At 63.6% G+C, this 22,437-nt stretch carries 23 protein-coding genes and 1 tRNA gene; 10 read left to right on the top strand and 14 right to left on the bottom strand.

Annotation, left to right across the window (positions count from 1 at the left end; all coding sequences use genetic code 11):
• The first annotated feature begins 62 nt into the window (after positions 1-62).
• The 3 genes from ACQK2M_RS02335 to ACQK2M_RS02325 all read left to right on the top strand — a co-directional run bounded on the left by ACQK2M_RS02335 (position 63) and on the right by ACQK2M_RS02325 (position 1,924).
• Entirely contained in the window at positions 63-641 is a 579-nt protein-coding gene (locus ACQK2M_RS02335) for a hypothetical protein (RefSeq protein WP_425416459.1), read from the top strand.
• Between the two features lie 167 nt (positions 642-808).
• A complete protein-coding gene (locus tag ACQK2M_RS02330) occupies positions 809-1,369 on the top strand; it encodes a hypothetical protein (protein ID WP_425416458.1) in 561 nt (186 codons plus the stop codon).
• 30 nt (positions 1,370-1,399) lie between these two features.
• A complete protein-coding gene (locus ACQK2M_RS02325; RefSeq protein ID WP_425416457.1) occupies positions 1,400-1,924 on the top strand; it encodes a hypothetical protein in 525 nt (174 codons plus the stop codon).
• A 24-nt stretch (positions 1,925-1,948) separates the two neighbouring features.
• Here ACQK2M_RS02325 and ACQK2M_RS02320 read toward each other — a convergent pair.
• Positions 1,949-2,038 (bottom strand) — tRNA-Ser (locus tag ACQK2M_RS02320).
• A 221-nt stretch (positions 2,039-2,259) separates the two neighbouring features.
• Between ACQK2M_RS02320 and ACQK2M_RS02315 the strand changes: the two genes are divergently transcribed.
• The 4 genes from ACQK2M_RS02315 to ACQK2M_RS02300 all read left to right on the top strand — a co-directional run bounded on the left by ACQK2M_RS02315 (position 2,260) and on the right by ACQK2M_RS02300 (position 5,256).
• Positions 2,260-2,583, top strand: a complete 324-nt coding sequence (locus tag ACQK2M_RS02315; RefSeq protein ID WP_223478805.1) for a hypothetical protein — start codon at positions 2,260-2,262, stop codon at positions 2,581-2,583.
• Positions 2,584-2,608: 25 nt separating this feature from the next.
• On the top strand, positions 2,609-3,259 hold the full coding sequence (msrA, locus tag ACQK2M_RS02310) for a peptide-methionine (S)-S-oxide reductase MsrA (protein WP_425416456.1): 651 nt from the start codon (positions 2,609-2,611) through the stop codon (positions 3,257-3,259).
• Between the two features lie 71 nt (positions 3,260-3,330).
• A complete protein-coding gene (locus ACQK2M_RS02305; protein WP_425416455.1) occupies positions 3,331-4,218 on the top strand; it encodes a carbon-nitrogen hydrolase family protein in 888 nt (295 codons plus the stop codon).
• A gap of 91 nt (positions 4,219-4,309) precedes the next feature.
• A protein-coding gene (locus ACQK2M_RS02300) for an IS630 family transposase (protein WP_425416454.1) occupies positions 4,310-5,256 on the top strand; the annotation gives its coding sequence in 2 pieces (ribosomal slippage) (positions 4,310-4,658 and positions 4,658-5,256; 948 coding nt in all).
• A gap of 26 nt (positions 5,257-5,282) precedes the next feature.
• On the opposite strand, the gene ACQK2M_RS02295 is transcribed toward ACQK2M_RS02300, so the two are convergent.
• Positions 5,283-5,972, bottom strand: coding sequence for a hypothetical protein (locus ACQK2M_RS02295; protein WP_425416453.1), 690 nt, complete (start codon positions 5,970-5,972; stop codon positions 5,283-5,285).
• A 78-nt stretch (positions 5,973-6,050) separates the two neighbouring features.
• Positions 6,051-6,347, bottom strand: a complete 297-nt coding sequence (locus ACQK2M_RS02290) for a hypothetical protein (RefSeq protein WP_425416452.1) — start codon at positions 6,345-6,347, stop codon at positions 6,051-6,053.
• Between the two features lie 135 nt (positions 6,348-6,482).
• On the opposite strand from ACQK2M_RS02290, the gene ACQK2M_RS02285 reads away from it, so the two are divergent.
• Complete coding sequence (locus tag ACQK2M_RS02285; RefSeq protein WP_425416451.1) at positions 6,483-7,379, top strand: LysR family transcriptional regulator; 897 nt, start codon at positions 6,483-6,485, stop codon at positions 7,377-7,379.
• A 4-nt stretch (positions 7,380-7,383) separates the two neighbouring features.
• On the opposite strand, the gene ACQK2M_RS02280 is transcribed toward ACQK2M_RS02285, so the two are convergent.
• Together ACQK2M_RS02280 and polA are read right to left on the bottom strand one after the other, a co-directional pair.
• On the bottom strand, positions 7,384-8,130 hold the full coding sequence (locus tag ACQK2M_RS02280; protein ID WP_425416450.1) for a DUF3307 domain-containing protein: 747 nt from the start codon (positions 8,128-8,130) through the stop codon (positions 7,384-7,386).
• A gap of 1 nt (position 8,131) precedes the next feature.
• Positions 8,132-11,065: a DNA polymerase I gene (polA, locus tag ACQK2M_RS02275; RefSeq protein WP_425416449.1), complete on the bottom strand. Its 2,934-nt coding sequence runs from the start codon at positions 11,063-11,065 to the stop codon at positions 8,132-8,134.
• Between the two features lie 165 nt (positions 11,066-11,230).
• On the opposite strand from polA, the gene ACQK2M_RS02270 reads away from it, so the two are divergent.
• A complete protein-coding gene (locus tag ACQK2M_RS02270; protein ID WP_425416448.1) occupies positions 11,231-13,120 on the top strand; it encodes a L,D-transpeptidase family protein in 1,890 nt (629 codons plus the stop codon).
• On the opposite strand, the gene ACQK2M_RS02265 is transcribed toward ACQK2M_RS02270, so the two are convergent.
• The 7 genes from ACQK2M_RS02265 to ACQK2M_RS02235 all read right to left on the bottom strand — a co-directional run bounded on the left by ACQK2M_RS02265 (position 13,117) and on the right by ACQK2M_RS02235 (position 19,151).
• Positions 13,117-13,446: a septal ring lytic transglycosylase RlpA family protein gene (locus ACQK2M_RS02265; protein ID WP_425419968.1), complete on the bottom strand. Its 330-nt coding sequence runs from the start codon at positions 13,444-13,446 to the stop codon at positions 13,117-13,119. The genes ACQK2M_RS02270 and ACQK2M_RS02265 overlap by 4 nt on opposite strands.
• Positions 13,447-13,563: 117 nt before the next feature.
• Positions 13,564-14,430 (bottom strand): SDR family oxidoreductase, encoded by an 867-nt coding sequence (locus tag ACQK2M_RS02260; RefSeq protein WP_425416447.1) that lies wholly within the window; start codon positions 14,428-14,430, stop codon positions 13,564-13,566.
• The gene (gene queG / locus ACQK2M_RS02255; RefSeq protein ID WP_425419967.1) at positions 14,427-15,554 is read right to left on the bottom strand and encodes a tRNA epoxyqueuosine(34) reductase QueG; all 1,128 of its coding nucleotides are present in this window, start codon (positions 15,552-15,554) and stop codon (positions 14,427-14,429) included. The genes ACQK2M_RS02260 and queG overlap by 4 nt, the downstream gene beginning before the upstream one ends.
• Positions 15,555-15,608: 54 nt before the next feature.
• Positions 15,609-16,298, bottom strand: coding sequence for a glutathione S-transferase family protein (locus ACQK2M_RS02250; RefSeq protein WP_425416446.1), 690 nt, complete (start codon positions 16,296-16,298; stop codon positions 15,609-15,611).
• A gap of 69 nt (positions 16,299-16,367) precedes the next feature.
• Positions 16,368-17,300 (bottom strand): carbohydrate kinase family protein, encoded by a 933-nt coding sequence (locus ACQK2M_RS02245; protein WP_425416445.1) that lies wholly within the window; start codon positions 17,298-17,300, stop codon positions 16,368-16,370.
• A gap of 35 nt (positions 17,301-17,335) precedes the next feature.
• The gene (locus ACQK2M_RS02240) at positions 17,336-18,430 is read right to left on the bottom strand and encodes a Gfo/Idh/MocA family protein (protein ID WP_425416444.1); all 1,095 of its coding nucleotides are present in this window, start codon (positions 18,428-18,430) and stop codon (positions 17,336-17,338) included.
• Positions 18,431-18,542: 112 nt separating this feature from the next.
• A complete protein-coding gene (locus ACQK2M_RS02235; RefSeq protein WP_425416443.1) occupies positions 18,543-19,151 on the bottom strand; it encodes a TetR/AcrR family transcriptional regulator in 609 nt (202 codons plus the stop codon).
• Positions 19,152-19,244: 93 nt separating this feature from the next.
• On the opposite strand from ACQK2M_RS02235, the gene ACQK2M_RS02230 reads away from it, so the two are divergent.
• On the top strand, positions 19,245-20,096 hold the full coding sequence (locus ACQK2M_RS02230) for a DUF6920 family protein (RefSeq protein WP_425416442.1): 852 nt from the start codon (positions 19,245-19,247) through the stop codon (positions 20,094-20,096).
• 21 nt (positions 20,097-20,117) lie between these two features.
• Here ACQK2M_RS02230 and ACQK2M_RS02225 read toward each other — a convergent pair whose 3' ends face one another.
• Positions 20,118-21,668, bottom strand: a complete 1,551-nt coding sequence (locus ACQK2M_RS02225; RefSeq protein ID WP_425416441.1) for an AMP-binding protein — start codon at positions 21,666-21,668, stop codon at positions 20,118-20,120.
• Positions 21,661-22,437, bottom strand: coding sequence for an enoyl-CoA hydratase/isomerase family protein (locus tag ACQK2M_RS02220; protein ID WP_425416440.1), 777 nt, complete (start codon positions 22,435-22,437; stop codon positions 21,661-21,663). The genes ACQK2M_RS02225 and ACQK2M_RS02220 overlap by 8 nt, the downstream gene beginning before the upstream one ends.

Raw genomic sequence — 22,437 nt, 5'->3', positions numbered from 1 at the left:
GACGCTTGCGGCCTGTCGCGGCTTTTGGTTTGCTTTTCCGGGGTTTTGAGGGGTGTCAGCCGATGTTTCGCAAGGTGCTTGCCGTTATCCTCCTGCTGTCATGCGCGGCATGCAGCATCGTGTCCGACAAGCGCCTGATTCCGCTTGGCGAATCGGTATTTCCGTTGCCGGCGAAAGCGCTGCTGGTGTCGTTCGGCGAAGGGCGAGATTCGAGCACGTCGCGCATCAGCCGCAACGGCCGGTCCTATGTGATGCCCGCGCCGCAAAATGACGGCCGGGACCTGAAAATCCCGGTGACGTTCTACAGGGGCCCCTCGGGTTTCCTTGTCGCCGAGGCGGAAGACCGCAGCAAGGACAGGTCCGGATTTCACTATGCGCTCGCAAGAGTCGAGGGCGACGTGTTGACGCTTTATACGATCGACAATGCCGAAGACCTGGAAATCTTCGGCGAACTCACCGGCGGTCGCTTTCTGCAATCGCTGAAAGTATCCAGTCGCAGCAATCTGTATGGCGCGTTCAGCGCCATGATCGCCAACCCCGACACGCTGATGACGGAGCTGGGCCGGCTGAAGATTTTCGATCTTGCCCGCAAGGACGCATCGGCCGCCGCCGAGCGATTCGCCGCAAGTCAAGGCGAATGAAATAGCCGGTAGGTCACGGTTCGTCTCGGAAAAATACGGCAAATAGTAATAATTGCCGTAGGGAAACATGGTGCGTATCCTGTTGCAACATATGAAATGACCAAGCCTTACTCTGGGTAAGATGCCTGGATAGACATTTCATAGGCATCCGTTGCGGGGGATTTGCCATGACGATCAGAATTCCGGTTCGGGAAACGCTGGCTGTTTTCCTGTTCATATCAGCCCCGGTCCTTGCGCAAACGCAGGCGGATCAGGGCCCGGAGACTCCTCCGGAGCAGATCGAGACGCAGCAGACCGGAGGCGGCGGCGCGGCTCCACCGGCGCCCGCGCCGCCATCCTGCACCTGCTATTGCCTGGTCAATTGGGGAGCGGCCATCGCCGCACCCCATGTGCCGACAAATACCTTCACGACGACGAATTGGTTCGCGCTGCCGCCGACGCAGACCGAGACCGAGGATGGCGACGAGTTCTGGAGCGCGAATACGAACAAGAAGGACTACAACTGCACCACGAAACAGGTCACGCTGGTAACGCCCGACACGCCCAATCTCGTGCACAACACCTACCGCCGTACCCGCAGCCGAACGCTCGGCTTCACCGGTTGGGGTGCATGGACGGCCTGGACGGCGCCCGCCATTACCGGCAACCTCGCCAATGCCGCCGCTCTCGCCACATCCGCGCCGCCGCAAACGCCGGTCTGCACCGCCCAGGGTGTGCCCTGTCCGTAACGGGCAGACGGGTTTTCGGGGGAAAGCGAAATGGCCAAATACACCGTCGACGACGAATGCTGCAGGAATATCGACGCCTATATCAAACAGACCCAGTCGACCGTCGATACGCTCGTGCAAATCCATTCGAGCCATGATTTCTCGGACGGAAAGAGTTTCAACAAGGTCCTGAAGGAATACGGGCTGGGCGTCGAGGCGGTCGCAGGCGGCGGTATGTCGTCGGCGGCCGCGAAGAAGGCCGAGTGCTACAAGGAAGTCATCCGCGAGATCGAATCGAGCACCGTCATCAACGCGACGATGGCGATCCAGCTGGCGCTGATCGGTGGGCACGGTTACTACAATCCCGTTTCCTGGCTGATCCACGACACGGGCTATGCCCATGCGCAGTGGATGCTGACCCGGCTGGTGATCGAAATCACGCGTGTGTCCTGGAAGCTGGCCAAGCTGAAGCAGATCAAGGACCTGTGCAAGAAGCGCCGCGCCGCAGGGAAGGACAAGGCGGACGGCAAGGGCGGATCCAAAGGGACGAGCGAGTCCGGCGGGAAGGGCGAATAGGTGTGTTTGGCTCGATGGGGGAAATGGCGGTGAGACAGGGATTCGAACCCTGGAGACGGTTCCCCGCCTACACGCGTTCCAGGCGTGCGCCTTCAACCACTCGGCCACCTCACCGTTTTCCGCCTGGCCCGGACGGTTGCTGTCGGGCGCGGGGACGGGTCCGTCCACGGTGGCGGCAATATAGTCGGAACGCTTGGCGGTTCAACTCCCCATTTGTCTCTTTTTTCATGCTTTCGAACAAGCGATCCGCCGGCCTCGCTCAAAGGCGCATTGCCATGTCGCCGGGCGTTTCGTATTGACGCTGAGGCGCCAGATTTGCCATCGCCCGATTGACCATGATCCGCTTTTTTCTGAAGACCCTCTCTTTCATTGCCTTTGCCATCGCGCTGATGTTCATCGTCATCGATGCGACGCGGTCGATCGGCGTGTCCAGTATCGTGTTCACCCCCTTCGGCGAGAGCCTCGAACTGGTCATTCCGACGCTTCTTGAAACGTTCCGGGACTGGCTGGCCGGCGCCGCTCCCGAATTTGTGAGCGATCCGCTGCTTGTTTCGCTGTTCGCCCTGCCCACATTTGCCGTGTTCGCCGTTCTTGCGCTCCTGCTCTACGCACTGGGCCGCAAGCCGCCGGAGAAGGGCCTCAAGCGCCGCCCGCGCTAGGCCGTCCTTTCAAGGGAGAGCCGCCATGTTTCTGTCCAGCCTGTTCGAGAAGAAGACGAAAATGCCCGATGCCGCGCAGGCGCTGCCAGGCCGCGACGAGCCGCTGCCGACCGCGACGCATCACTTCGTCAACGGCATGCCGCTCAAGGGTCCGTGGCCGGACGGCATGGAGGTTGTCTATTTCGGCATGGGCTGTTTCTGGGGCGCGGAGCGCCTGTTCTGGAAGCTCGACGGCGTTTATGTCACCGCCGTGGGCTACGCTGGCGGCCTGACGCCGAACCCGACCTACCAGGAAACGACGACAGGCCTGACCGGCCACGCGGAAGTCGTGATGGTCGTCTTCGACCCGCAAAAGATCAGCCTGCAGAAACTGCTGGAGACCTTCTGGGAAGAGCACGACCCGACACAGGGCATGCGCCAGGACAACGATGTCGGCACCACCTACCGTTCGACGATCTACGCGACCAGTGACGAGCAGCTCGCTGCCGTGCAGGCCAGCCGCGACGCTTACCAGGCGGCGCTGAAGGGGGCTGGTATCGCCGCGCCGATCACCACCGAGATCGCGCCGGCGCCGCAATTCTTCTACGCCGAGGACTATCACCAGCAATATCTGGCGAAGAACCCGGGCGGTTATTGCGGATTGCAGGGCACCGGCGTTTCCTGCGCCGGCAGTTGAACGGGGCTGATTTTTCCGCGGTCCCGTGTCATTGAGCGCCGCAAATATCCTTTTGGCCCGAGGAAAGCCCCATGACCGCCTCGCAGCACACCGTCCGTGTCGCCAGCGTCCAGTTCGCCGCCCGGCAGACGGATTCGCCCGACGCCTTCTTCGACCGGATCGCGACCTATGTTCGCTCCGCCGGTGACTACGGCGCGGATTTCGTGTGTTTTCCGGAACATTTTACGCTGCAGCTGCTGTCCGGCGCCTCCTCCATGGTGCCCGCCGGCGAGGCGATCGACCGGCTGAGCGAATACACGCCGCTTTTAAAGGAGCGCCTTGCCGCGCTTGCCCGCGAGCATGACGTCAACATCATCGGCGGCTCGCACGCGACGGTATTCGAAGGCGAGGCGCACAACATCACCTTCGTGGCATTGCGTGATGGCATGCTGCATGCGCGCCACAAGCTGCACCCGACGCCAGACGAGAAGGCCGTCTGGAACATTCGCGGCGGCGCGTCTGCTGAGCCCGTCGAGACCGATCGCGGCGCTGTCGGCGTGATGATCTGCTACGACAGCGAGTTTCCCGAGATGGGTCGGCATCTCACCGATGCCGGCGCGAGCCTGTTCTTCGTGCCCTATTGCACCGATACGCGGCACGGCCATTTGCGGGTGCGCTATTGCTGTCACGCCCGCACGGTCGAAAACCAGTGCTATGTCGTGACGTCCGGCCTCGTGGGCACGGTGCCGAATGTCGCCAATATGGATATCAATTTCGCGCAGTCGGCGGTGCTCACGCCGTCGGATCACCCCTTCGCGCGCGACGGGATCGCGGCCGAAGCGACCGAGAATGCCGAGATGATGATCGTCGCCGATCTCGATCTCGACCGGCTCGAAACCGCGCGGGCGCGCGGTTCCGTTCGCAATCTGCATGACCGGCGGCCGGAACTCTACCGCGTCGATTGGCGCGGCGAGGGCTAGAGCGGCACCCGATCTGATTGAATCGGCAGGGATTCCCAAATCAGCGGTTTGATGATTCATGATGTCTGCCGGAGCAAGGAGGCCGGCGGACATGTCCAAGGCTCTGTCGCTCGATCTTCGCACACGTGTTCTCGCCGCTGTCGCCGGCGGTCTCAGCCATCGTCAGGCGGGTGAGCGCTTTGGCGTCAGCGCGGCCAGTGTCAGCCGCTGGCGGACGCGTGAACGCGAACAAGGCGATCCTCGTCCCAAGGCGCTGGGCGGCGATCGACGGTCCGGGCGCATCGACGCCTGCAAGGGATTGATCTTGTCGCTGCTCAAGGAGACGCCCGACATTACCATCCAGGAGATGCGCCAAGCGCTTGCCGCACGCGGCCACGTTTTCGGCTTCGGCACGATCCAACGCTTTTTCAAGCGTCACCGGATCACGCGCAAAAAAAGACCGCGCACGCCAGTGAGCAGGACCGTCCGGACATCCTGAAGCGACGAAGGACGTGGTTCAACGACCAGATCGACCTCGATCCGGCAAGGTTGGTCTTCATCGATGAAACCTGGGCCAAGACGAACATGGCGCGCACCCATGGCCGGGCTCCGCGCGGTGAACGGTTGCGGGTGGGCGTGCCTCATGGCCATTGGAAGACTACGACCTTTGTCGGCGCACTGACGCTGCGGGGCATGATCGCGCCCTTCGTCTTGAACAGGCCGATCAACCGGATCGCTTTCGAGGCCTATGTAGAGCAAGTGCTCGTGCCGGAACTGCGGCATGGCGACATCGTGATCATGGACAACCTCTCCAGCCACAAGGGACCTCGGACCCGCCAGATGATCGAGGCGGCCGGAGCCTCCCTGCTGTTTCTTCCGCCCTACAGCCCAGACTTCAACCCTATCGAGAATGCCTTCTCCAAGCTGAAGGCCATGCTCAGGAAGGCGGCCGAGCGGACCATAGATGACCTGTGGGACAGGATCGGGAGCCTGATCCCGACATTCACGACGCAGGAATGCGCGAACTACTTCGCCGCCGCCGGATACGATGCAGCATGAACGGATTCTGCTCTAGTCGCCGCGCGTCAGCTGTCGCCCATGCGCCGCCACATCATGACCGCCGTGCCGTCCGCGAGCGTGCCGGAGAAGTAGTTGATACCGTCGCGCTTCATGCTGGCCACGACCGTCTTGCGGTCCGGTGCGAGCAGCTGGAACGGCGCGTCGTAGCCGGTGAAGCTGTGCCCGAGCGTCCAGTTCGCCGCGCCGGCGACCAGCGACGAACAGCCTTTCGGCTTCAACCGGCCCTTGTTGGACGATTGCATGCGCATATTGGTGCCCGAGCTGATGTCGAGCTGGCAGCCGCAATCCCGCGAGCCGTCCGTGATCATCCATGTGCCCTTGAGTTCCTGTTCGGTGCGGATCTGGTCGCGGGCGATGCCGCCGGCGATTGCGCCGCCCAACCCGCCGCCGAGGCGCCCGCCGATACCGGCGATCACGTTGCGGCCCGCATTGCGGGCGACATTCTTGCCGACGGCGTTCTTGGCGAAATCGGCGCCCTTGGCGGGCTTCGGCGGTGGCCCGCCGGCCAGCGCGATCGAGCATTGAGCGCCGGCCGCGGCGTCGGCATTCGCGGCCTGTGTCGTCTCTTCTGCAAGTGAAAGTGAAGGATTGTCAGCGCCGGCGGAAGCGTCGGCTCCCGGCAGCGACACGCTTTGACAAGACGCAACTATTGCTGCGGCGCCCGTGAGCGCCGCCAGGCGTTTCAGGTTTTTCAAGGGTAGCTCCCCGTTCCCAGTACACGAAATGTAAAAGACTGAAATCGGGCGCTATCATGGCGTTGTATACTGCCGGCCTCAAAGGTTCCCCGCGCTCCGCGTACGGAGTTTTTCGAGTTCCTTTGCCGCGTTGACATGCATCGGCAGCCGGGAAGCCCACTCCACGTCGCCGCGATGGATGCCGAGATCGCGATAGACCCAGTCATCCTTGCCGGCCAGTGTCATGAACGCGGCCCGGTCGCGGCGCTGCCGGTGCCAGCGCAGCAACGCCGAGACAGTACCGCCAGCGGCTGACGCAGCCAGCTTTGCGAGGGTGAGGATGATGCTGCCGTCATTGCGCGGCTGGTGAGCCTGTTCGAATTCGATCGTGGTCATTGTCCGTCTCCTTTGGTTGGGGCGGCTGTTTCTCGTGTCGTCCGCCGTGGTCTGGACAATGCTCGCGAAGCATGGTTCAATCAAACGAATAGATTTGACGCGATCATTCAGAAAACTTGAACTGAGGCTGACTCCATGAATGCTCCGAGTGCAAGGCCGGCCCTGGCGCAGGCGCCAGCCGATATCGATCTTCTGCGCACCTTTCTGGCGATTGCCGAGACAGGCAGTTTTTCCAAGGCCGCGGAACGCGTCTTCCGCACGCCCTCAGCCGTGTCCATGCAGGTCAAGAAGCTGGAGGAAACGCTCGGGACATCGGTCTTCGAGCGCGATTCCCGTTCGGTGAAACTCACCCAGAGCGGCGAGATGCTGGTCAGCTATGCGCGCCGCATCCTTGCGCTTTCAAACGAGATGGTGGCGCGCTTCGTCATGCCGGAGATGGAGGGGACGGTCTGCCTCGGCGCGCCCGACGACTATGGCGAGCGTATCATGCCGCAGGTCCTCAAGCGTTTCGCCGAGACGCACCCCAACGTGCAGGTCAATGTGATCATCGAGACCAGCGATCTCCTGATCAAGCGCTTCGAGAACGGCCAGCTCGATGTGATGGTCTACACCGCCCAGTCTCAACAGCTGGAGGAGGGCGCGCAGGTGCTGCTCGAGGAGGATCTCGTCTGGGCCGGCGTGCGCGGCGGCTGTGCGTGGGAACGCGATCCCCTGCCGCTGTCGATGTGGGAGGAAGGTTGCGCCTGGCGGTCCGGCGCGGTGCAGGCGCTGACCGAAGTCGGCCGCAGTTACCGAACCGCCTATATGACGGCGCACACCCAGGCCCAGCGTGCTGCCATCGCTTCCGATCTCGCCATCGCGCCCTTCCCGAAGAGCTTCATTTCAGAGCCGTTGATCGAACTTGGCGAAAAGCAGGGCCTGCCGAAGCTCTGCAAATACCAGATTCGCATGCGAGTGAAGGACAATCCCGGCTGCTGCTCGCGCGCCGTCGCCGACCACGTGACGGCCTGTTTCGACGAGATGTGCGGCTGATCGTTCAGAAAAGCCCGGCCGCCCAGACGGCCATATAGCCGATGCCGACCGCCCAGCCGAGGCTCGCGAAGGCCGACAGCATCGCATACTCGGCCCGTTTGCGGTCGCCTGCATTGCGCAACTCGCCGAACGCCATGATCGCGCGGGCGGCGATGACGAGGCCGGCTGCAAGCGGCTGTCCCATCACGATGAAGATGAAGACCGGCAGCCGTTCCAGCTGGCCGATGGCGCGCGCGCCCTTCTTCAGCCCGGCCTCGAATCCGTCGATTTCCTCACCGAAGGGCTTGAGGAAAAGTTCCACCGCATAGGTGCCCGCCAGAACGGCGATGATGAAGCCGGAACCGAGCATCATCGCGGACAGGACGGCCGAAAGCTGGTCCGGCGTCAGGTGGCTGTAGATCAGCGAGCGTGACAGGTCGGCCGGCCACAGGATCGAGACGGCGGCGACGACCGCGATATGCGCCGCCTGATCGGCAAGGAACCAGGCAAGATTGAACGTGCCTTTGCGCGACTTGAAGAGGTCGATGCAGAAATGCGTGATCGCGATTGTCGCGATGATCGCCGGCGCAAAGTAGCCGAGCACCACCACCGCCGTACCCGCGATGATCGCGATATGGATCGACAGGATCGGGATCTGGCCCTTTCGGATCGCGATACGCTCCGGCTGCAGCGGAAAATCGCCGAGCAGATGAGCGAAAAGAAGGATGGTGAAGGTCTGTAGAATCGCTACGGCGTCGGGATTTCCGATCAAGTCAGTGCGCCTCGTCCCAATTGTCCGCCGCGGACGCATCGACATGAAGCGGCACGGCCATCTGGATCGCCGGCAGCGCGGCGTTTTCCATGACATGGCGCACCACCTCGATCGTCTCGTCGACTTCCTTTTCCGGCGCTTCGAAGATCAGTTCGTCATGGACCTGTAGCAGCATTCGGGCCGACAGCTTCGCATCGGCCAGGGCTCCCTCCATGCGGATCATCGCGCGGCGGATGATGTCGGCGGCCGACCCCTGGATTGGCGCGTTGATCGCCGCACGCTCGTTGAAGGCGCGCATCTGCGGATTGGAGGACTTGATTTCCGGGTAATGGGCGCGCCGTCCGAAGATCGTTTCGACATAGCCATGCTCGCGCGCGAACGCCTTGGTCGCATCCATGTAGTCCTTGATGCCGGGAAAGCGCTCGAAATAGGTCTTGATATAGGCGCCCGCCTCGGACCGCTCGATGCCGAGCTGGTTGGCCAGCCCGAAGGCCGAGATGCCGTAGATGATGCCGAAATTGATCGCCTTGGCGCGTCGCCGCACTTCGGAGGGCATGCCTTCCACCGGGACGCCGAACATCTCGGACGCGGTCATGGCGTGGATGTCGATGCCGTCCGCGAAGGCCTGCTTCAATTGCGTGATGTCGGCGACATGGGCGAGCACGCGCAGCTCGATCTGGCTGTAGTCGGCCGAGATCAGCTTGTTGCCCTTCTCGGCGATGAAGGCCGTGCGGATGCGCCGTCCCTCCGTCGTCCGGATCGGGATGTTCTGCAGGTTCGGCTCCGACGAAGCGAGCCGTCCGGTCGAGGTCGCCGCCAGCGAATAGGAGGTGTGGACCCGCTTCGTATCCGGATTGATATAGTCCGGCAGGGCGTCGGTGTAGGTGGATTTCAGCTTGGTGAGCTGTCGCCAGTCGACGATCCTGCGCGGCAGTTCGTGGCCCTCGGCGGCGAGGTCTTCCAGCAGTTGCGCGCCGGTCGCCCATTGGCCGGATTTCGTCTTCGTGCCGCCCGGCAGCCCCATCTTGCCGAACAGGATCTCGCCCAGTTGCCGGGGCGATCCGACATTGAACTTTTCGCCGGCGAGCTCGTGGATCTCGTCTTCGATCGCGGCGGCCTTCTGTGCGAACTCGCCGGAAAGACGGCTCAGGATCTGCCGGTCGACGGAGATGCCGCGTGCCTCCATGCGCGCCAGCACCGCCACGAGCGGCCGCTCCAGCCGCTCATAGACATGCATCAGGCCCCGGGCGAGTACCTGCGGCTTCAGCACCCGCCAGAGGCGCAGTGTGATGTCGGCGTCCTCGGCGGCGTAGCGAGTCGCCGTTTCCAGGTCGATCATGTCGAAGGTCAGCGCCTTCTTGCCGGTGCCGGCGATGTCCTTGAAGGTGATCGGCTGGTGGCCGAGCCAGCGGTCGGACAGGGCGTCCATGCCGTGGCCGCCGGTGCCGGCATCGACGACATAGGAGAGCAGCATCGTATCGTCGAGCGAGGCGATCTCGATGCCGTAGCGCCGCATCACCAGCCAGTCATATTTGAGGTTCTGCCCGACGACGAGGATCGACGGATCCTCCAGCAGCGTCTTCAAACGCTCCAGCGCGGCATCCGCCGGAATCTGGTCTTCGAGCAGCCCGCCGCCCAGAAGGTCGCCATTGCCGGACTTGTGGTTGAGCGGCACATAGGCCGCCTCGCCGGGCGTCGAGCACAGCGAGAAACCGGCCAGTTCGGCCTGCATCGCGTCGAGCGAATTGGTCTCGGTGTCGAAGGCGACGACACCGGCGTCGCGTGCTTTTGCGATCCAAGCATCGAGCGTCTCGATGTCCCGGATGCAGACATAGGCCTCGCGATCGAACTTTGCCGCGGCCGCCGCGTCGGCGCGGGCTTGTGCATGCGCTCCCGGGGTCAGGGCGTCATCCTCCGACGCATCGGCCGGTGCACCGTCCCGTTCCTTTGCCGTCCTCTCGTCGAGATCCGGCCCGTGCGCCTTCGCGCCCGCCTCAACCTCGATCGCCGCCGCGTCCACCTCGTTGACCTCGGTCCCGGTGGCTTCCGCCACGCGCCGGGTCAGCGTGTTGAATTCCATCGCCTTCAGGAAGCCGATCAGCTTCGGGCCGTCCTGCGGCTCGAGCTTCAGCCCGTCGAGATCGATATCGAGCGGCGTGTCGGTCTTCAGCGTCACCAGTTCGCGCGAGAGCCGCGCTTGGTCGGCGAATTCGATCAGGTTTTCGCGCCGCTTATTCTGCTTGATCTCGGAGGCGCGTTCGAGAAGCGTGTCGAGATCGCCATATTCCTCCAGCAGCTGCGCCGCCGTCTTCGGCCCGATTCCGGGAACGCCGGGCACATTGTCGGTCGAATCGCCGTTCAGCGCCTGCAGGTCGATCATCTTCTCCGGACCGACGCCGAACTTCTCGATGACCTCGGCAATGCCGATCTGCTTGTCCTTCATCGAATCATACATCGACACATGGTCGGAAACGAGTTGCATCAGGTCCTTGTCCGACGAGATGATCGTCGTCTTGGCGCCGACCTTCTCGGCCTGACGCGCATAGGTCGCGATGATGTCGTCGGCCTCGTAGCCCTCGACCTCGATACAAGGCAGGTTGAAGGCGCGCGTCGCCTCGCGAATCAGCCCGAATTGCGGGACCAGATCCTCCGGCGGCTCGGAGCGATTCGCCTTGTATTCGGGATAGAGTTCCTTGCGGAAAGTCTTCGAGGAATAATCGAAGATCACCGCGAAATGGCTCGGCGTCACGCCGACATCCGTGTCGCGGGCGTCCTGCAGCAGTTTCCAGAGCATGTTGCAGAAACCGGCAACGGCGCCGACCGGCAGCCCGTCGGATTTGCGTGTCAGCGGCGGAAGCGCATGAAAAGCCCGGAAGATATAGGCCGATCCGTCGACCAGGAAGAGGTGATCGTCTTTGTTCATGGCCAATGCCATAGCGCGGGCCGGACAAGCCGTCCATTCCAAACGCGGCGTGTTGCGGTTCGCCCGATGGCGAAAACGTGATCGCCATTCGCGCCGTCCTTACCCTTTATAAACCCTGTTCGGTTGGTTATTGTCTCTTACCCAAGGGGCAGGACAGCGAGCGAATCGGAGTTTGCCGTGATTTCCAGGAATATTCTGAAACTTTGCCTGACTGCGGCGATCGCCGTTCCGGCCGTGCCCGTCATGACGGTGACGTCACAGGCGCAGGTCCAGCTGCATGAATTGCTGTTCGGCATCAATCGCCGTGACGACAGGCGGAGGCAGCGCGAAACGCGCGAAAGAGAAGTGCAGCAGGTGCAGCGTCGTGCCGCCGCGCCGGTCAAGCGCGTCACCGGGCCGCGCTATTATTCCTATCAGCCTGCAGCGCTGACCACGGTCACGGTCGCGTCGCTTCTGCCCGACACGGTCGAGGCCGGGGGGCTGGAGCCTAGCCTCGATTTCGAGGCCACCCGCTTCGCCGAGGCGATCCGGCTCGCACCGGACACGTCGATCGCGATGGAAAAGGCCGTCGCCGACGCGCTCAAGGCGCATTACGCGGAAAATCCGAAATTCATCTGGTCGCGCGGCAGCAGCGTGACCGAACACGCCAAGGCCGTCGCCGCTCTTCTCGAAAAAGCGGGCGATCACGGGCTTGAGGCATCGGAGTATTCCGTCGCCGTACCGCGTGACGGCTGGTCTATGGATGATCCCGCCGGACGCACGGCCGACATGCTCTCCTTCGAGATGAAAATGTCGGCGCGCGCCGTGCGCTACGCGATGGATATCAAGGACGGCGCGGTCATTCCCGACAAGCTCTCCGGCTACCATGATTTCCCGCTGCCGCGCCTTGCCGCCGACAAGGCGATCGGCATTCTTTCGCGGACCGCCGATCCGGCGGCATGGCTGCAGACGCTAGAGCCGCGCCAGCCCGAATATGCCGAACTCAAGGCTGAACTGGCGGATCTGAGGACCCAGGATGTCGAGGAAATCGTCATCCCCGACGGAACTTTCGTGAAGGTCGGCCAGACGGAAGAGGCCCTGCCGCTGATCATGAAGGCGCTTCGCAAGCGCGTCAGCGAGGAAGCGCGCACGAAACACGCGGCGACATTCGCCGAATATCTCGGCGGCGACGAATACACCCACGAGATCGCCGAACTCGTGCAGGATTTTCAGCGTGAGAACGGTCTCGTTCCCGACGGGATCGTGGGCCGGAACACGGTTTCCCATCTGAGTGATGTCGGCCATGCCTCGAAGATCGAGCGCATCGAGATGGCGCTGGAGCGCCTACGCTGGCATCCGGAGGAATTCGGCGCGCGCCACGTGCTGATCAACCAGCCGGCTTTCCGCGCAAGCTATTTCGAGAATGACGAAACGAAGCTCTCGATGCGCGCCATCATCGGCAAGAAGTCGAACCAGACGTCGTTCTTCTTCGACGAGGTCGAGCGGGTGGTCTACAATCCCTATTGGGGAGTTCCGCAATCGATCATCGTCAACGAGATGTTGCCGAAGCTCCATCGCGATCCAAGCTATCTCGACCGTGCCGGTTACGAGGTGACAAACGCATCAGGCCGCCGGGTTTCGTCGGCCAGCGTCAACTGGTGGAATTACTCGACCAGTCGGCCCTACAGCGTGCGCCAGAAGCCGGGACCATCGAATGCGCTTGGCAAGGTGAAGATCCTGTTCCCCAACAAGCATGCGATCTACATGCACGACACGCCGTCGCGGAACCTGTTCGAACGTGACATGCGGGCGCTCAGCCATGGCTGCGTGCGTCTGCAGCAGCCGCAGGCGATGGCGGCCGCCGTGCTCGGCAAGACCGAGGATTACGTACACGGCAGGATCGCCGCCGGCGGCGGCGAAAAGGCGGAGGAAGTCCCGGAGAAGATCCCGGTCTTCATCTCCTATTACACGGCATGGCCGAACGAGGCCGGTGAAGTGGAGTACTTCACCGACATCTATGACCGTGACGTGCATCTGGAGCGAGCGCTCAAGGCCGTGCATGAATCGCGCGGCAGCGTCGATTCCTAGCTGGTAGCGGAAATGCAGACAGGCGCGTGACCGGAGCGGATCATCCCGATCCGGCTGGCCGCCGCCTTGGAGAGATCGATAATCCGGCCCTTGATGAAGGGCCCGCGATCGTTGATGCGCACCACGACGGACTTGCCCGTCGATTTGTTCGTGACTTTGACCTTGGTGCCGAAGGGCAGTGTCTTGTGCGCCGCCGTCATCTGCGCCGGGTTCATCATTTCGCCGGATGCTGTGCGCGAATGAAGCGCATACCATGAAGCGCCGCCGCACTGGGCCGAAGCCGGAACCGTTGCCGAAACCACGCAAAGCGTTGCCGTCGCGGCCAGGAAGGCCGTGCCGAAGAATTTGGATTTCACTTGTTTACCCCGTTTGAAACGGGGGGACGTCGGGATGGGACCGGGGCCTTCGAGGCGCTTCAGGGTACCGTCCGGGCGTTCCCCGCACTAATGCCAGTTACCTTGCGCCCACATACTCGACAGGGCCGTCTTGTAGTCGCTGTGGGCGAAAGCGAAACCGGCCTGTTTAAGCTTCGCGTTCGAGACGCGCTTGCATTCCCCGTAAAAGGATCGTGCCATGGGCGAAATTGTGGCGGTCTCGAAGTCGATTGCGGGCGGCAAATCAACTTTCATTAAAGACGCTGCATATTCGACAACATCCTGAGGCGGTGCCGGCAGGTCGTCCGTGACATTGAAAACGCCGCCGATATGCCGTTCGCCAAGGAAATCGAGCGCCCGCGCAATGTCCTCGACATGGATGCGGTTGAACACCTGGCCCGGCTTGATCAGCCGCTTCGCGGTGCCCCGTTCCAGATTGACGAAGGTGTTTCTGCCGGGCCCGTAGATACCCGAAAGCCGAAGGATCGCCAGGGGTTTGCCGGCCATGTCCGCGAGATCCTGCCACGCCATCTCGGCGGCGAGCCTTTGCGACGAGCGTTGCGAGACGGGCCTGCATTCGGCCTCCTCGTCGATCCACGCGCCGTCATGATCGCCATAGACGCCGACGGTCGAGAGGTAGCCGATCCACTCGAGCTTCGGCAATGTGGCGATCCGGTCGCCGAGTGCATTCAGCACGGGGTCGCCCTCCTCGCCGGGCCCGATCGAAATCACCAGATGCGTCGTCTCCTCCAGCGCCGAGGCAAGCTCCGGCGTGACCGCTGTTCCGTCGAACACATGCGGTACGAGCCCGATGGCGCGCAACACGCCCGCCTTATCCTGCGTCCGCGTCGTGCCGTGCACGGTCTTGCCGCGCGCGGCCATCAGGCGGCCGAAGGCCTGGCCGGAAAAACCCGCACCGAAGATGAAAATCGTCATGAGGTCGCCTCTTTCCATTCGTCGAGCACCATCGGGTCCGTTTCGCGCGTCGCGTGCAGATCGCGCAACCCCGCCATGCGGTCTTTCGCCAGATTTCCAAGCGCCCAGACGGCTGCGCCGCGCACGGTCGGGTCGGGATCGGCCAGATGAGGCTCGATATGCGAGGCGAGGCCCGGCGTCTCGCTGTTTCCCGCCGCGATCAGCACGTTGCGGATGAACCGGTCGCGGCCGATCCGCTTGATTGGCGATCCGGAAAAAAGGGCGCGAAACGCCGTATCGTCGAGTGCCAGCAGGTCTTCGAGCGCCGGGTTCTTCAGATCGTCGCGCGCCATGAGCTTCGTTTCTTTCGCCGCGCTGGCGAACTTGTTCCACGGACAGACGGCAAGGCAGTCGTCGCAGCCATAGATGCGATTGCCCATCGCCTTGCGAAACTCGGCCGGGACAGGTCCCGCGTGTTCGATGGTCAGGTAGGAGATGCAGCGTCGCGCATCGAGCCGGTAGGGTTCGGGAAACGCGTCGGTCGGGCAGATGTCGAGGCAGGCGCGGCACGAGCCGCAGTGGTCTGTCTCCGGTTCGTCGAGCGGTAACTCCATGTCGGTGAAGATCGAGCCGATGAAGAACCATGAGCCGAGCGCCCGGCTCACCAGATTGGTGTGCTTGCCCTGCCAGCCGAGGCCGGCGGCCTCGCCGAGCGGCTTTTCCATCACCGGCGCAGTGTCGATGAAGACCTTGACGTCCGCGCCCGTCTTTGCCGCGAACCGGCCGGCGACCTGCTTCAGTTTACCCTTGATGACATCGTGGTAGTCGCGGTTTTGCGCATAGACCGAAATCGTCGCGCGGTCATGTTTGTCCAGCGCCGCCAGCGGCGCATCGCTGTCTTCCGGCCCGTAATTCATCGCCGCGAGAACGACCGTCTTCGCATCGGGCCACAGTGTTCTGGGGTCGGCGCGGCGGGCCTCGGTTTCCTCCATCCAGCCCATCGTCCCGTGATGGCCGGCGCGCAGGAACTCCCGCAGTCGAGGTGCGGCGTGCGGAATCGAATCCGCGCGCGTCATCCGAACGTCCGAGAAACCCTCGGACTGCAGATCGTCGATCAATCCCTGTCTGGCGCGTTGCGGCGTCATCGCGTGATCATGCCCGTCGCGGCGGCCATGCTTCAAGCACGGCTTTGCCGCAGCCTAGAAATCGAGGTCGGCGTAATGCGGCGCGGGCGGCAGGCGCCGAACCCGGTCGGCCAGCAATTCGCGGAAGGACGGGCGCGATTTCATGCGTTGATACCAGTCGCGGGCGGCCGGTTCGGCGGCCCAGTCGATCTCGCCGAGATAGTCGAGCACGCTCACGGTCGCACCGGCGGCAAGGTCGGCGGCCGTCAGCCGGTCTCCGGCCAGCCAGTCGCGGCTGTGCGCCAGCCATCCAAGGTAGCGCATGTGCTGGCGAATATTGCTGCGCGCCGCGCGCAACACGGCGGAATCGGGTGCGCCGCCGCCTTCGGCCGTCGTCATCTGAAGCTTGAACACGCGTTCGCGCGCCAGGGCACGCGTCACGTCGGCCTCCGCCTTGACGAGAAACCAGTCGATCAGCCGGCGCACTTCGGCGCGTTCGAGCGGCGAGCCCGGCATCAGCCGCTTGTCGCGCATGATGGGGCCGCGCGTCTCGTCGAGATACTCGGAAATGGCGAAAGCGCCGACGACCGGCGGTCCTGCTTCGCTGACCAGGACCGGAAGCGTGCCCGCCGGGTTGATCTGCATGAATTCCGGCCGCCGCGCCCAGGGCAGTTCCTCCTGCAGGTCGGGCGTTTCGCCATATTCGCCGAGCGTCAGCCGGACGAAACGCGAAGGGGCAGACATCGGATGATGGAAAAGCAACATGGAATCGGTGGGGCCTGTTTTGCTGCGCCGTATCTATTCGACTGGCTCTGCCTTAGCAATTGGGCCGCATCAGGGAGCAAAGGATTCGATATCGGCGAGCGTCGGAAGATCGGCCCCGCGCCGCGTACAGGTCAGCGCCGCGGCCTTGACGGCGAAACCGGCCATCGCCGCCATATCGGCGCCGCGCGCCAGCCCTTTTCGTGTCAGGCCCTGCGCGCCAAGCCAGTGCAGGCACGCCGCCTGGAACGTGTCGCCCGCGCCGACCGTATCGGCGACCTGCACGGAAATGCCCGGCACGCGCAATTCGGTGCCCTCGGCGGAAAAAACAAGCGCGCCGTCCATGCCGAGCGTGACGCAGACGAGGTCCACGCCATTTGCCAGCGCGTCGGCGGCGAAACTGTCCGGCGTCGCGCCGAGCTGCGCGACATCCTCGTCGCTCGCCTTCACGAAGGCAGCGGCCTTCGTCATCGCGGCGACGCGCGCGCGCCAGATCTCGATGTCCGGTTCGATCATCGTGCGCAGGTTCGGATCGTAGGAAACGAAACGGTCGGTTCCCTCGCGCGCGGCAAGCGTGGCGAGTGCTGTCGCCGTCGGCTCGATGACGGTGGAATAGGACCCGAAATGGATCACACGCACGGCCGGGTCGAGCGTTCCCGGCAGGTCGTCGACCGTGACAGAGCAATCGGCCGTGCCGTCGGTGTAGAACACGTAGTCGGCGCTGTTGTCTTCCTTCAGGCCGATCATCGCGAGCGTCGTGTTCTGCCGTGTTTCCACGCATGGGCTCGAATCGATGTCGTTTGCCGCCATGAAGGCAGCAATTCGTCGCCCGAACATGTCGGTCGAGACTCGCGTGAAGAAACGCGAATGGTTTCCCATCCGCGCCAGTCCGAGCGCCACGTTGAGCGGCGATCCGCCGACATGGCCGTCGATCGAGATCCCGTGCGGATCGGAGGACGGCGCGGTGAACATGTCGAAAAGGCTATCGCCGCAGCACAGATACATCGGGGCACTTTCGGTTTGGCCGCGGCGAAGCGCGGTTACAGATGCACGACACCACCTTCCCGGATCGACCGTTCGGCGGCAGCGCCCATTTCTACCGCCCTCGCGCCGTCATGCAAGGTTACTTCCGGTTTGCCGCCCTCGCGGACCAGCCGGTTGAACCTTTCGTGCTGGAAATAGGTGCCGCCGTGATGGTCGCCGGCGCGCAGCAGGCGTTCCTCGACATGCACCGCCTCGCGCTTCGGCGTTTTCGCCGCGCGGGGCGAGACGATCATTTCGGAGGCCCGCTCCGCGCCGCCCGGCCAGAACCGCGCCGGACCGGGGACGACAGCCTCGATCTTGCCCGCGTCGCCCGTCACCGACACCTGTTCCTGGAAGTAGGAGCCCTCCGCGAACATGCACAGATCGAGCGCCGCGCGCATGCCGTTCGCGAAGTCGACAACGACGAAGGCGTTGTCGATCACGTCGGGCCGCTCGCCGCCGTGGTCTTCGTCCTTGTGGTTCACGTCCTGCGCTCCGGAGGCGAACAGTCGCACCGGCTCGCTTTGCGTGATCAGCCGCATCAGGTCGAAGAAATGGCAGCATTTTTCCACCATCGTACCGCCCGAACGCGCCGAAAACCGGTTCCAGTGGCCGACCTTTGTCAGGAAGGGAAAGCGATGTTCGACGATCGAGAGCATCTTCGGATTGCCGGCCTCGCCGGCCCGGACCATTTCGATCAGCCGCGCCACGGGCGGCATGTAACGATATTCCATCGCAACCCAGACCGGCGCGTCGCGGCTCTCGGCTTTCGCCGCCAAGGCGCGGGCGGCCTCCGCGATCGAGGCCGATGGCTTCTCCAGCAGAACCGGCAACCGTGTCGAGAGAATATCCTCCATCACCGCCGCATGCGTTTCGTTCGGACTTGCGACCACGACCGCATCGACGTCGCCGGAAGACAGCAAATCTCGATAATCGGCGAAGCTCTTCGTGCCGGCAAACCCGTTCTGTCCGCAAAGCGCGGCAGCGGCGTTGCGCATGCCTTCGTCGGGATCGGCAATGGCCGCGACCTCGGCATCCGCCAGCAGGGCAATATTGCGGATATGCTCCTGCCCCATCATGCCGGTCCCGATGATGGCGTAGCGTGTCGGCATGGAATGTGTCCCTCCCGGGCTTCGATTGGCCCGATTGAGCGACTTACCGCGCTCTTCGCTCGTCGGCAAGAAAAAGTGTATCAATCATGAATGAATTTGCGCTTGCGGCGGGTTACGCCGATCCGTGGATGCGCAAAAGTTTCGCCACCGCGCGGGCCGCTCGCGCTTCCGTTTCCTCGCGGTCCGGCGGCGGGGCCACTCCGATGACCCGGCGTATCTGTAAGTCGCCGATCAGGAGATTGATATAGGTTTCCGCCGCCTCGGCCGGTGTCCCGTCGGTCAGCGTCCCGTCCCGGAATGCCCTTTCGAAGAGGTCCTTGAGGAGCGGGAAGATCGCTTCGCGACCATGTTCGGCGATGGTGCTCCCAAGCGTCGCCGTTTCGAACACATCGCCCGCGGCGGCCCGGTTCAGGGCCACGGCTTTCTCGCTTGTGACGATCGCGAGGAGAAGGGGTCCGAGCCGTGATAGCGCTTCGACGGGATCGCTGTTGTCGGAGAGGGCTTTTTCGAGCAGGTCGCGCGCCTCGCGCGCATTGTCCTCGACAAGTGTCCTGAACAGCGCCTGCTTGTTGCCGAACCATTTGTAGAGCGTCTCGTTTGAGGCCTTTGCGCGCCGCGCGATCTCCAGCATCGATGCGGCCTTGTATCCCTTCTCCGCCAGGATCTCGAATGCCGCTTCCTTGATGGCGGCCCGCCGCCGCGCCGCGTAGTCGCCGCTCATCGTCTTCTCCAATGTCTTGACAAATCCGTAAACAATTATACGTATCTGTCAAATCGTACAAAAGATTACGTTTTGAATTATCGGAGAAACACCATGCGCATGAAAAACGCCGCCCTGATCGTCCTTGCAGGACTCGCCGCCGTGCCGACCGTCTGGATCGGCTGGTCCGCATGGTCTCTGCGTGCTGAAATTTCCGGCCGCGAGGACGCCGTTGTCGCGGACGCGCGAGACCGCGCCGCTTCGTTCGACGCCGCCGCCATGCAAAGCCTGCCCGCACCCGTTCGCCGCTACTTCGATTTCGTCTTTCCCGATGGTCCGCCGGTCGACATAGTCTCGGTCGCGGTGGATATGAGCGGAGAATTCCGCCGCCCGCTGATGGAGAAATTCGAACCGACGACAGCGCGGCAGGTCGCTTCGACGCGCAAGCCGGACCTCGTCTTTTCGGCCGACACGCCGATCATCGGTCCGGTGTGGGCCGTCGCCTACGACATCTTCGTGGATGGCGAGATGGAGATGGGCGCGAAACTGCTTTCGACGCTGCGTGTCGTCGACGAGAAGGGGACGCCCGAACTCAATCGCATCTCCCTGCGCCGCTGGTTGCTGGAAAGCCCTGCATGGCCCATGGCCTTGCTGCCGGGTGGCCCGGTTGAATGGCAACCGATCGATGATCGCCATGCCCGTGCTGTCGTCAGCGCCTATGGTTTTCAGGCCGCGATGATCGCCACCTTCCGCGACGACGGAAGCCTTGCGGCCTTCGACGCCGAGGAGGATGGCGACCTGACGACGCCTTATCACGGTTCGGGCGAGCACACCGTCAGGTCGGATTACCGCCTGGTGGAGGGCGTCCGGATCCCGATGTCATTTATGATCGCCCGCGCGGCTGACGGAGAAATCCATCCCTTCTGGGAAGGCCGCATCACCTCGATCCGCTTCATTCGCGACTGAGGTGATTATGCCGAGGCACGGTCATGGCGTCCGGTCACGCGCAGGCGCGGTGTCGGTGGCGGTCGCAAGATCGCGGTCGAGCCTGTCCTTGCGGATGCGCTGGCTGGGCGTCCTCTCGAAACGCGCCACCGCCTTCCAGTAGCGCGGCACGTGATGCGGCGGCATGGTGTCCCGGGACCATGCCGCGAGGCCCTCGGGATCGAAGGCCGCGCCTTCGCGCATCGTGACGAAACACAGGATGTCGTGCTCCCCGATATCCGCCGCGACGCCGACAACGGCACTTTCCGCGATATCGGGATGCGCCGCCAGGGCGGTCTCGACCTCCCAGGCCGAAACGTTCTCGCCACGCCTGCGAAGCGAATCCGACAGCCTTCCGAGAAAGTAAAGGTTGCCGTCCGCGCCCAACCGCCCGAGATCGCCGGTATGCAGCCTTCCATCGCGCAACAGCCCGGCGGTCGCTTCCGGCGCGTTCAGGTAGCCGGGCGTGAACAGGCCTGGATGGGCGGTTGTCACGGTGATTTCCCCTTGTGCGCCGGTCGTGACGGGTTCGCCGTTATCGCCCCATAGCGCGACATCGAACCATGGCACCGCCGTGCCGGTCGAACCGACCGTGCCCGAGCGGTTGACCGTGGTGAAGCTGGAGGCTTCGGTCATGCCGTAGACCTCGCGGATCGGGATTGCGAACCGCGCCTCGAAGGCGCGCCAGATTTCCGGCCGGCAGCCGCCGCCAAAGGCGATCTCGACCGGGTGGTCCCGGTCGTCGGCGCGGGGCGGGGCCTTGAGCAGGATTTCGAGTATTCCGCCGAGATAGTGCAGCTTGGTGACGCCCTCGGCGCGCACGGTCGGCCACAGGCCGCTGGCGCTGAAACGTTCGACCATCACCAGCCTTGCGCGGTGGACCAGCGCCATGACAAGCACTTGTGCCCCGCCGATATGATGCAATGGCTCCCACATCAGGAACACATCGCCATCGCTGCAGTCGGAGGCGAGCGCCGTTCCGGCGGCTGACGCAACCAGCATGCGCTCGGTCACCTGCACGCCCTTGGGCGGCCCAGAAGTGCCCGAGGTGAACATGATCGTCCGTACGTCGTCGGGGCGGATCACGGGCAGCCTCGCTTCGCCGGGCTCCGCGTGGGTGTCGAACCGCCAGCCATCGGTCACGACGATTTCGATCGATCCGTCCGGCATGGCGGCCCGCAGGGGCTCGACCGCATCCTGATGGGCGTAGGCGAGAACCGGCCGCGCAACACCAAGCGCATGGGCGAGGGAAGGACCGCGCGCCTGCGGATTGAGGGGAATCCAGAGCGCGCCGGCCATCGCAATGCCGCAAAACAGCGCCGCATGGTTCGGGCCGTTGCCGAGCATGGTCGCGACCGGGTCGCCCGGACTGATCCCGCGACCGACGAGATCGGCGGCAACTGCCCTAGCCTGTCGCGCAACTTCGCCGATGGTGATCTGCCGATCACCCGCAGTCAGGATGATCCGGTCCGGTTCGTCGCGCTCGCAGGCGGCCAGCAACGCGCCGACGGTCGTCTCGAATGGCGGCGAGGCCGCCATGCGTCTGCTATCCATGCTTGATGCCGCCGCGTGCGGCGAGGAAGTCGCGCGTCGCCGCCTGTGGTTCGCCCGCATCGAAGGATTCGCGGTGGTGGCGTTTGGCGGCCGCGACGGCATCGTCCAGCCCGGCCTCGAGAACCTCGAAAAAGCGCCGCTTGATCAGCCGCATCGCCGTCTGGGGCTTCGCGCCGAGCTCCGTTGCGATTTCCAGCGATTTCGCCATGACGTTTTCCCGCTCGACCACGTGATGCAGCACGCCAAATCCGAGGGCTTCGTCGGCGTCCATCAGCCGACCGGTCAGCGTCAGCTCGATCGTGCGCGACAGACCGAGGATCTCACGCATGATCCAGGGGCCGGTGATCGATGCGATACCCGAATTGATCTCCGGCTGGCCCATTCGCACGCCGGGATGACCGACGCGGATGTCGGTCAGAAGTGCGAACTGGAACGCCGACCCGGCCGTTACGCCGTTGATCGCCGCGATGACGGGCTTTTCCAGCGAACGCACCGCGCGATAGAGCGTATGGAATTCCTCGATCCAGATTTCGGCCCGGTCGGAATCGAAATCCGTCGCCTCGTTCAGGTCCTGCCCGGCGCTGAAGGCCCGATCGCCGGCGCCGGTGATGACCACGGCGCGCACCGCGTCTTCGGTGCCTGCATGCTGCAGCGCCGCGACAAGCGCGTCGCGCATCGGCGTATCCCATGCGTTCAGCCGGTCCGGCCGGTTCAGCGTGATGGTCAGCACGCCGTCGGCGAGGGAGGTGAGGATCGATTCGTTATGCAT

Source organism: Oricola indica (assembly GCF_965227485.1).
GTDB lineage: Bacteria > Pseudomonadota > Alphaproteobacteria > Rhizobiales > Rhizobiaceae > Oricola > Oricola indica.
The sequence above is the reverse complement of the archived record's forward strand: the minus strand, read 5'-3'. Positions and strand labels throughout refer to the sequence as shown.

Excerpts from the sequence above, each read along its gene's own strand:
- queG (WP_425419967.1), bottom strand. The coding sequence starts at position 15,554 with ATGACGCCGCAACGCGCCAGACAGGGATTGATCGACGATCTGCAGTCC.
- ACQK2M_RS02335 (WP_425416459.1), top strand. The coding sequence starts at position 63 with ATGTTTCGCAAGGTGCTTGCCGTTATCCTCCTGCTGTCATGCGCGGCA.
- ACQK2M_RS02225 (WP_425416441.1), bottom strand. The coding sequence starts at position 21,668 with ATGGATAGCAGACGCATGGCGGCCTCGCCGCCATTCGAGACGACCGTC.
- ACQK2M_RS02285 (WP_425416451.1), top strand. The coding sequence starts at position 6,483 with ATGAATGCTCCGAGTGCAAGGCCGGCCCTGGCGCAGGCGCCAGCCGAT.
- ACQK2M_RS02250 (WP_425416446.1), bottom strand. The coding sequence starts at position 16,298 with ATGTTGCTTTTCCATCATCCGATGTCTGCCCCTTCGCGTTTCGTCCGG.
- ACQK2M_RS02235 (WP_425416443.1), bottom strand. The coding sequence starts at position 19,151 with ATGAGCGGCGACTACGCGGCGCGGCGGCGGGCCGCCATCAAGGAAGCG.
- ACQK2M_RS02305 (WP_425416455.1), top strand. The coding sequence starts at position 3,331 with ATGACCGCCTCGCAGCACACCGTCCGTGTCGCCAGCGTCCAGTTCGCC.
- ACQK2M_RS02240 (WP_425416444.1), bottom strand. The coding sequence starts at position 18,430 with ATGCCGACACGCTACGCCATCATCGGGACCGGCATGATGGGGCAGGAG.
- ACQK2M_RS02230 (WP_425416442.1), top strand. The coding sequence starts at position 19,245 with ATGCGCATGAAAAACGCCGCCCTGATCGTCCTTGCAGGACTCGCCGCC.
- ACQK2M_RS02290 (WP_425416452.1), bottom strand. The coding sequence starts at position 6,347 with ATGACCACGATCGAATTCGAACAGGCTCACCAGCCGCGCAATGACGGC.
- ACQK2M_RS02245 (WP_425416445.1), bottom strand. The coding sequence starts at position 17,300 with ATGTATCTGTGCTGCGGCGATAGCCTTTTCGACATGTTCACCGCGCCG.
- ACQK2M_RS02220 (WP_425416440.1), bottom strand. The coding sequence starts at position 22,437 with ATGCATAACGAATCGATCCTCACCTCCCTCGCCGACGGCGTGCTGACC.
- ACQK2M_RS02330 (WP_425416458.1), top strand. The coding sequence starts at position 809 with ATGACGATCAGAATTCCGGTTCGGGAAACGCTGGCTGTTTTCCTGTTC.
- ACQK2M_RS02315 (WP_223478805.1), top strand. The coding sequence starts at position 2,260 with ATGATCCGCTTTTTTCTGAAGACCCTCTCTTTCATTGCCTTTGCCATC.
- msrA (WP_425416456.1), top strand. The coding sequence starts at position 2,609 with ATGTTTCTGTCCAGCCTGTTCGAGAAGAAGACGAAAATGCCCGATGCC.
- ACQK2M_RS02260 (WP_425416447.1), bottom strand. The coding sequence starts at position 14,430 with ATGACGATTTTCATCTTCGGTGCGGGTTTTTCCGGCCAGGCCTTCGGC.
- polA (WP_425416449.1), bottom strand. The coding sequence starts at position 11,065 with ATGGCATTGGCCATGAACAAAGACGATCACCTCTTCCTGGTCGACGGA.
- ACQK2M_RS02325 (WP_425416457.1), top strand. The coding sequence starts at position 1,400 with ATGGCCAAATACACCGTCGACGACGAATGCTGCAGGAATATCGACGCC.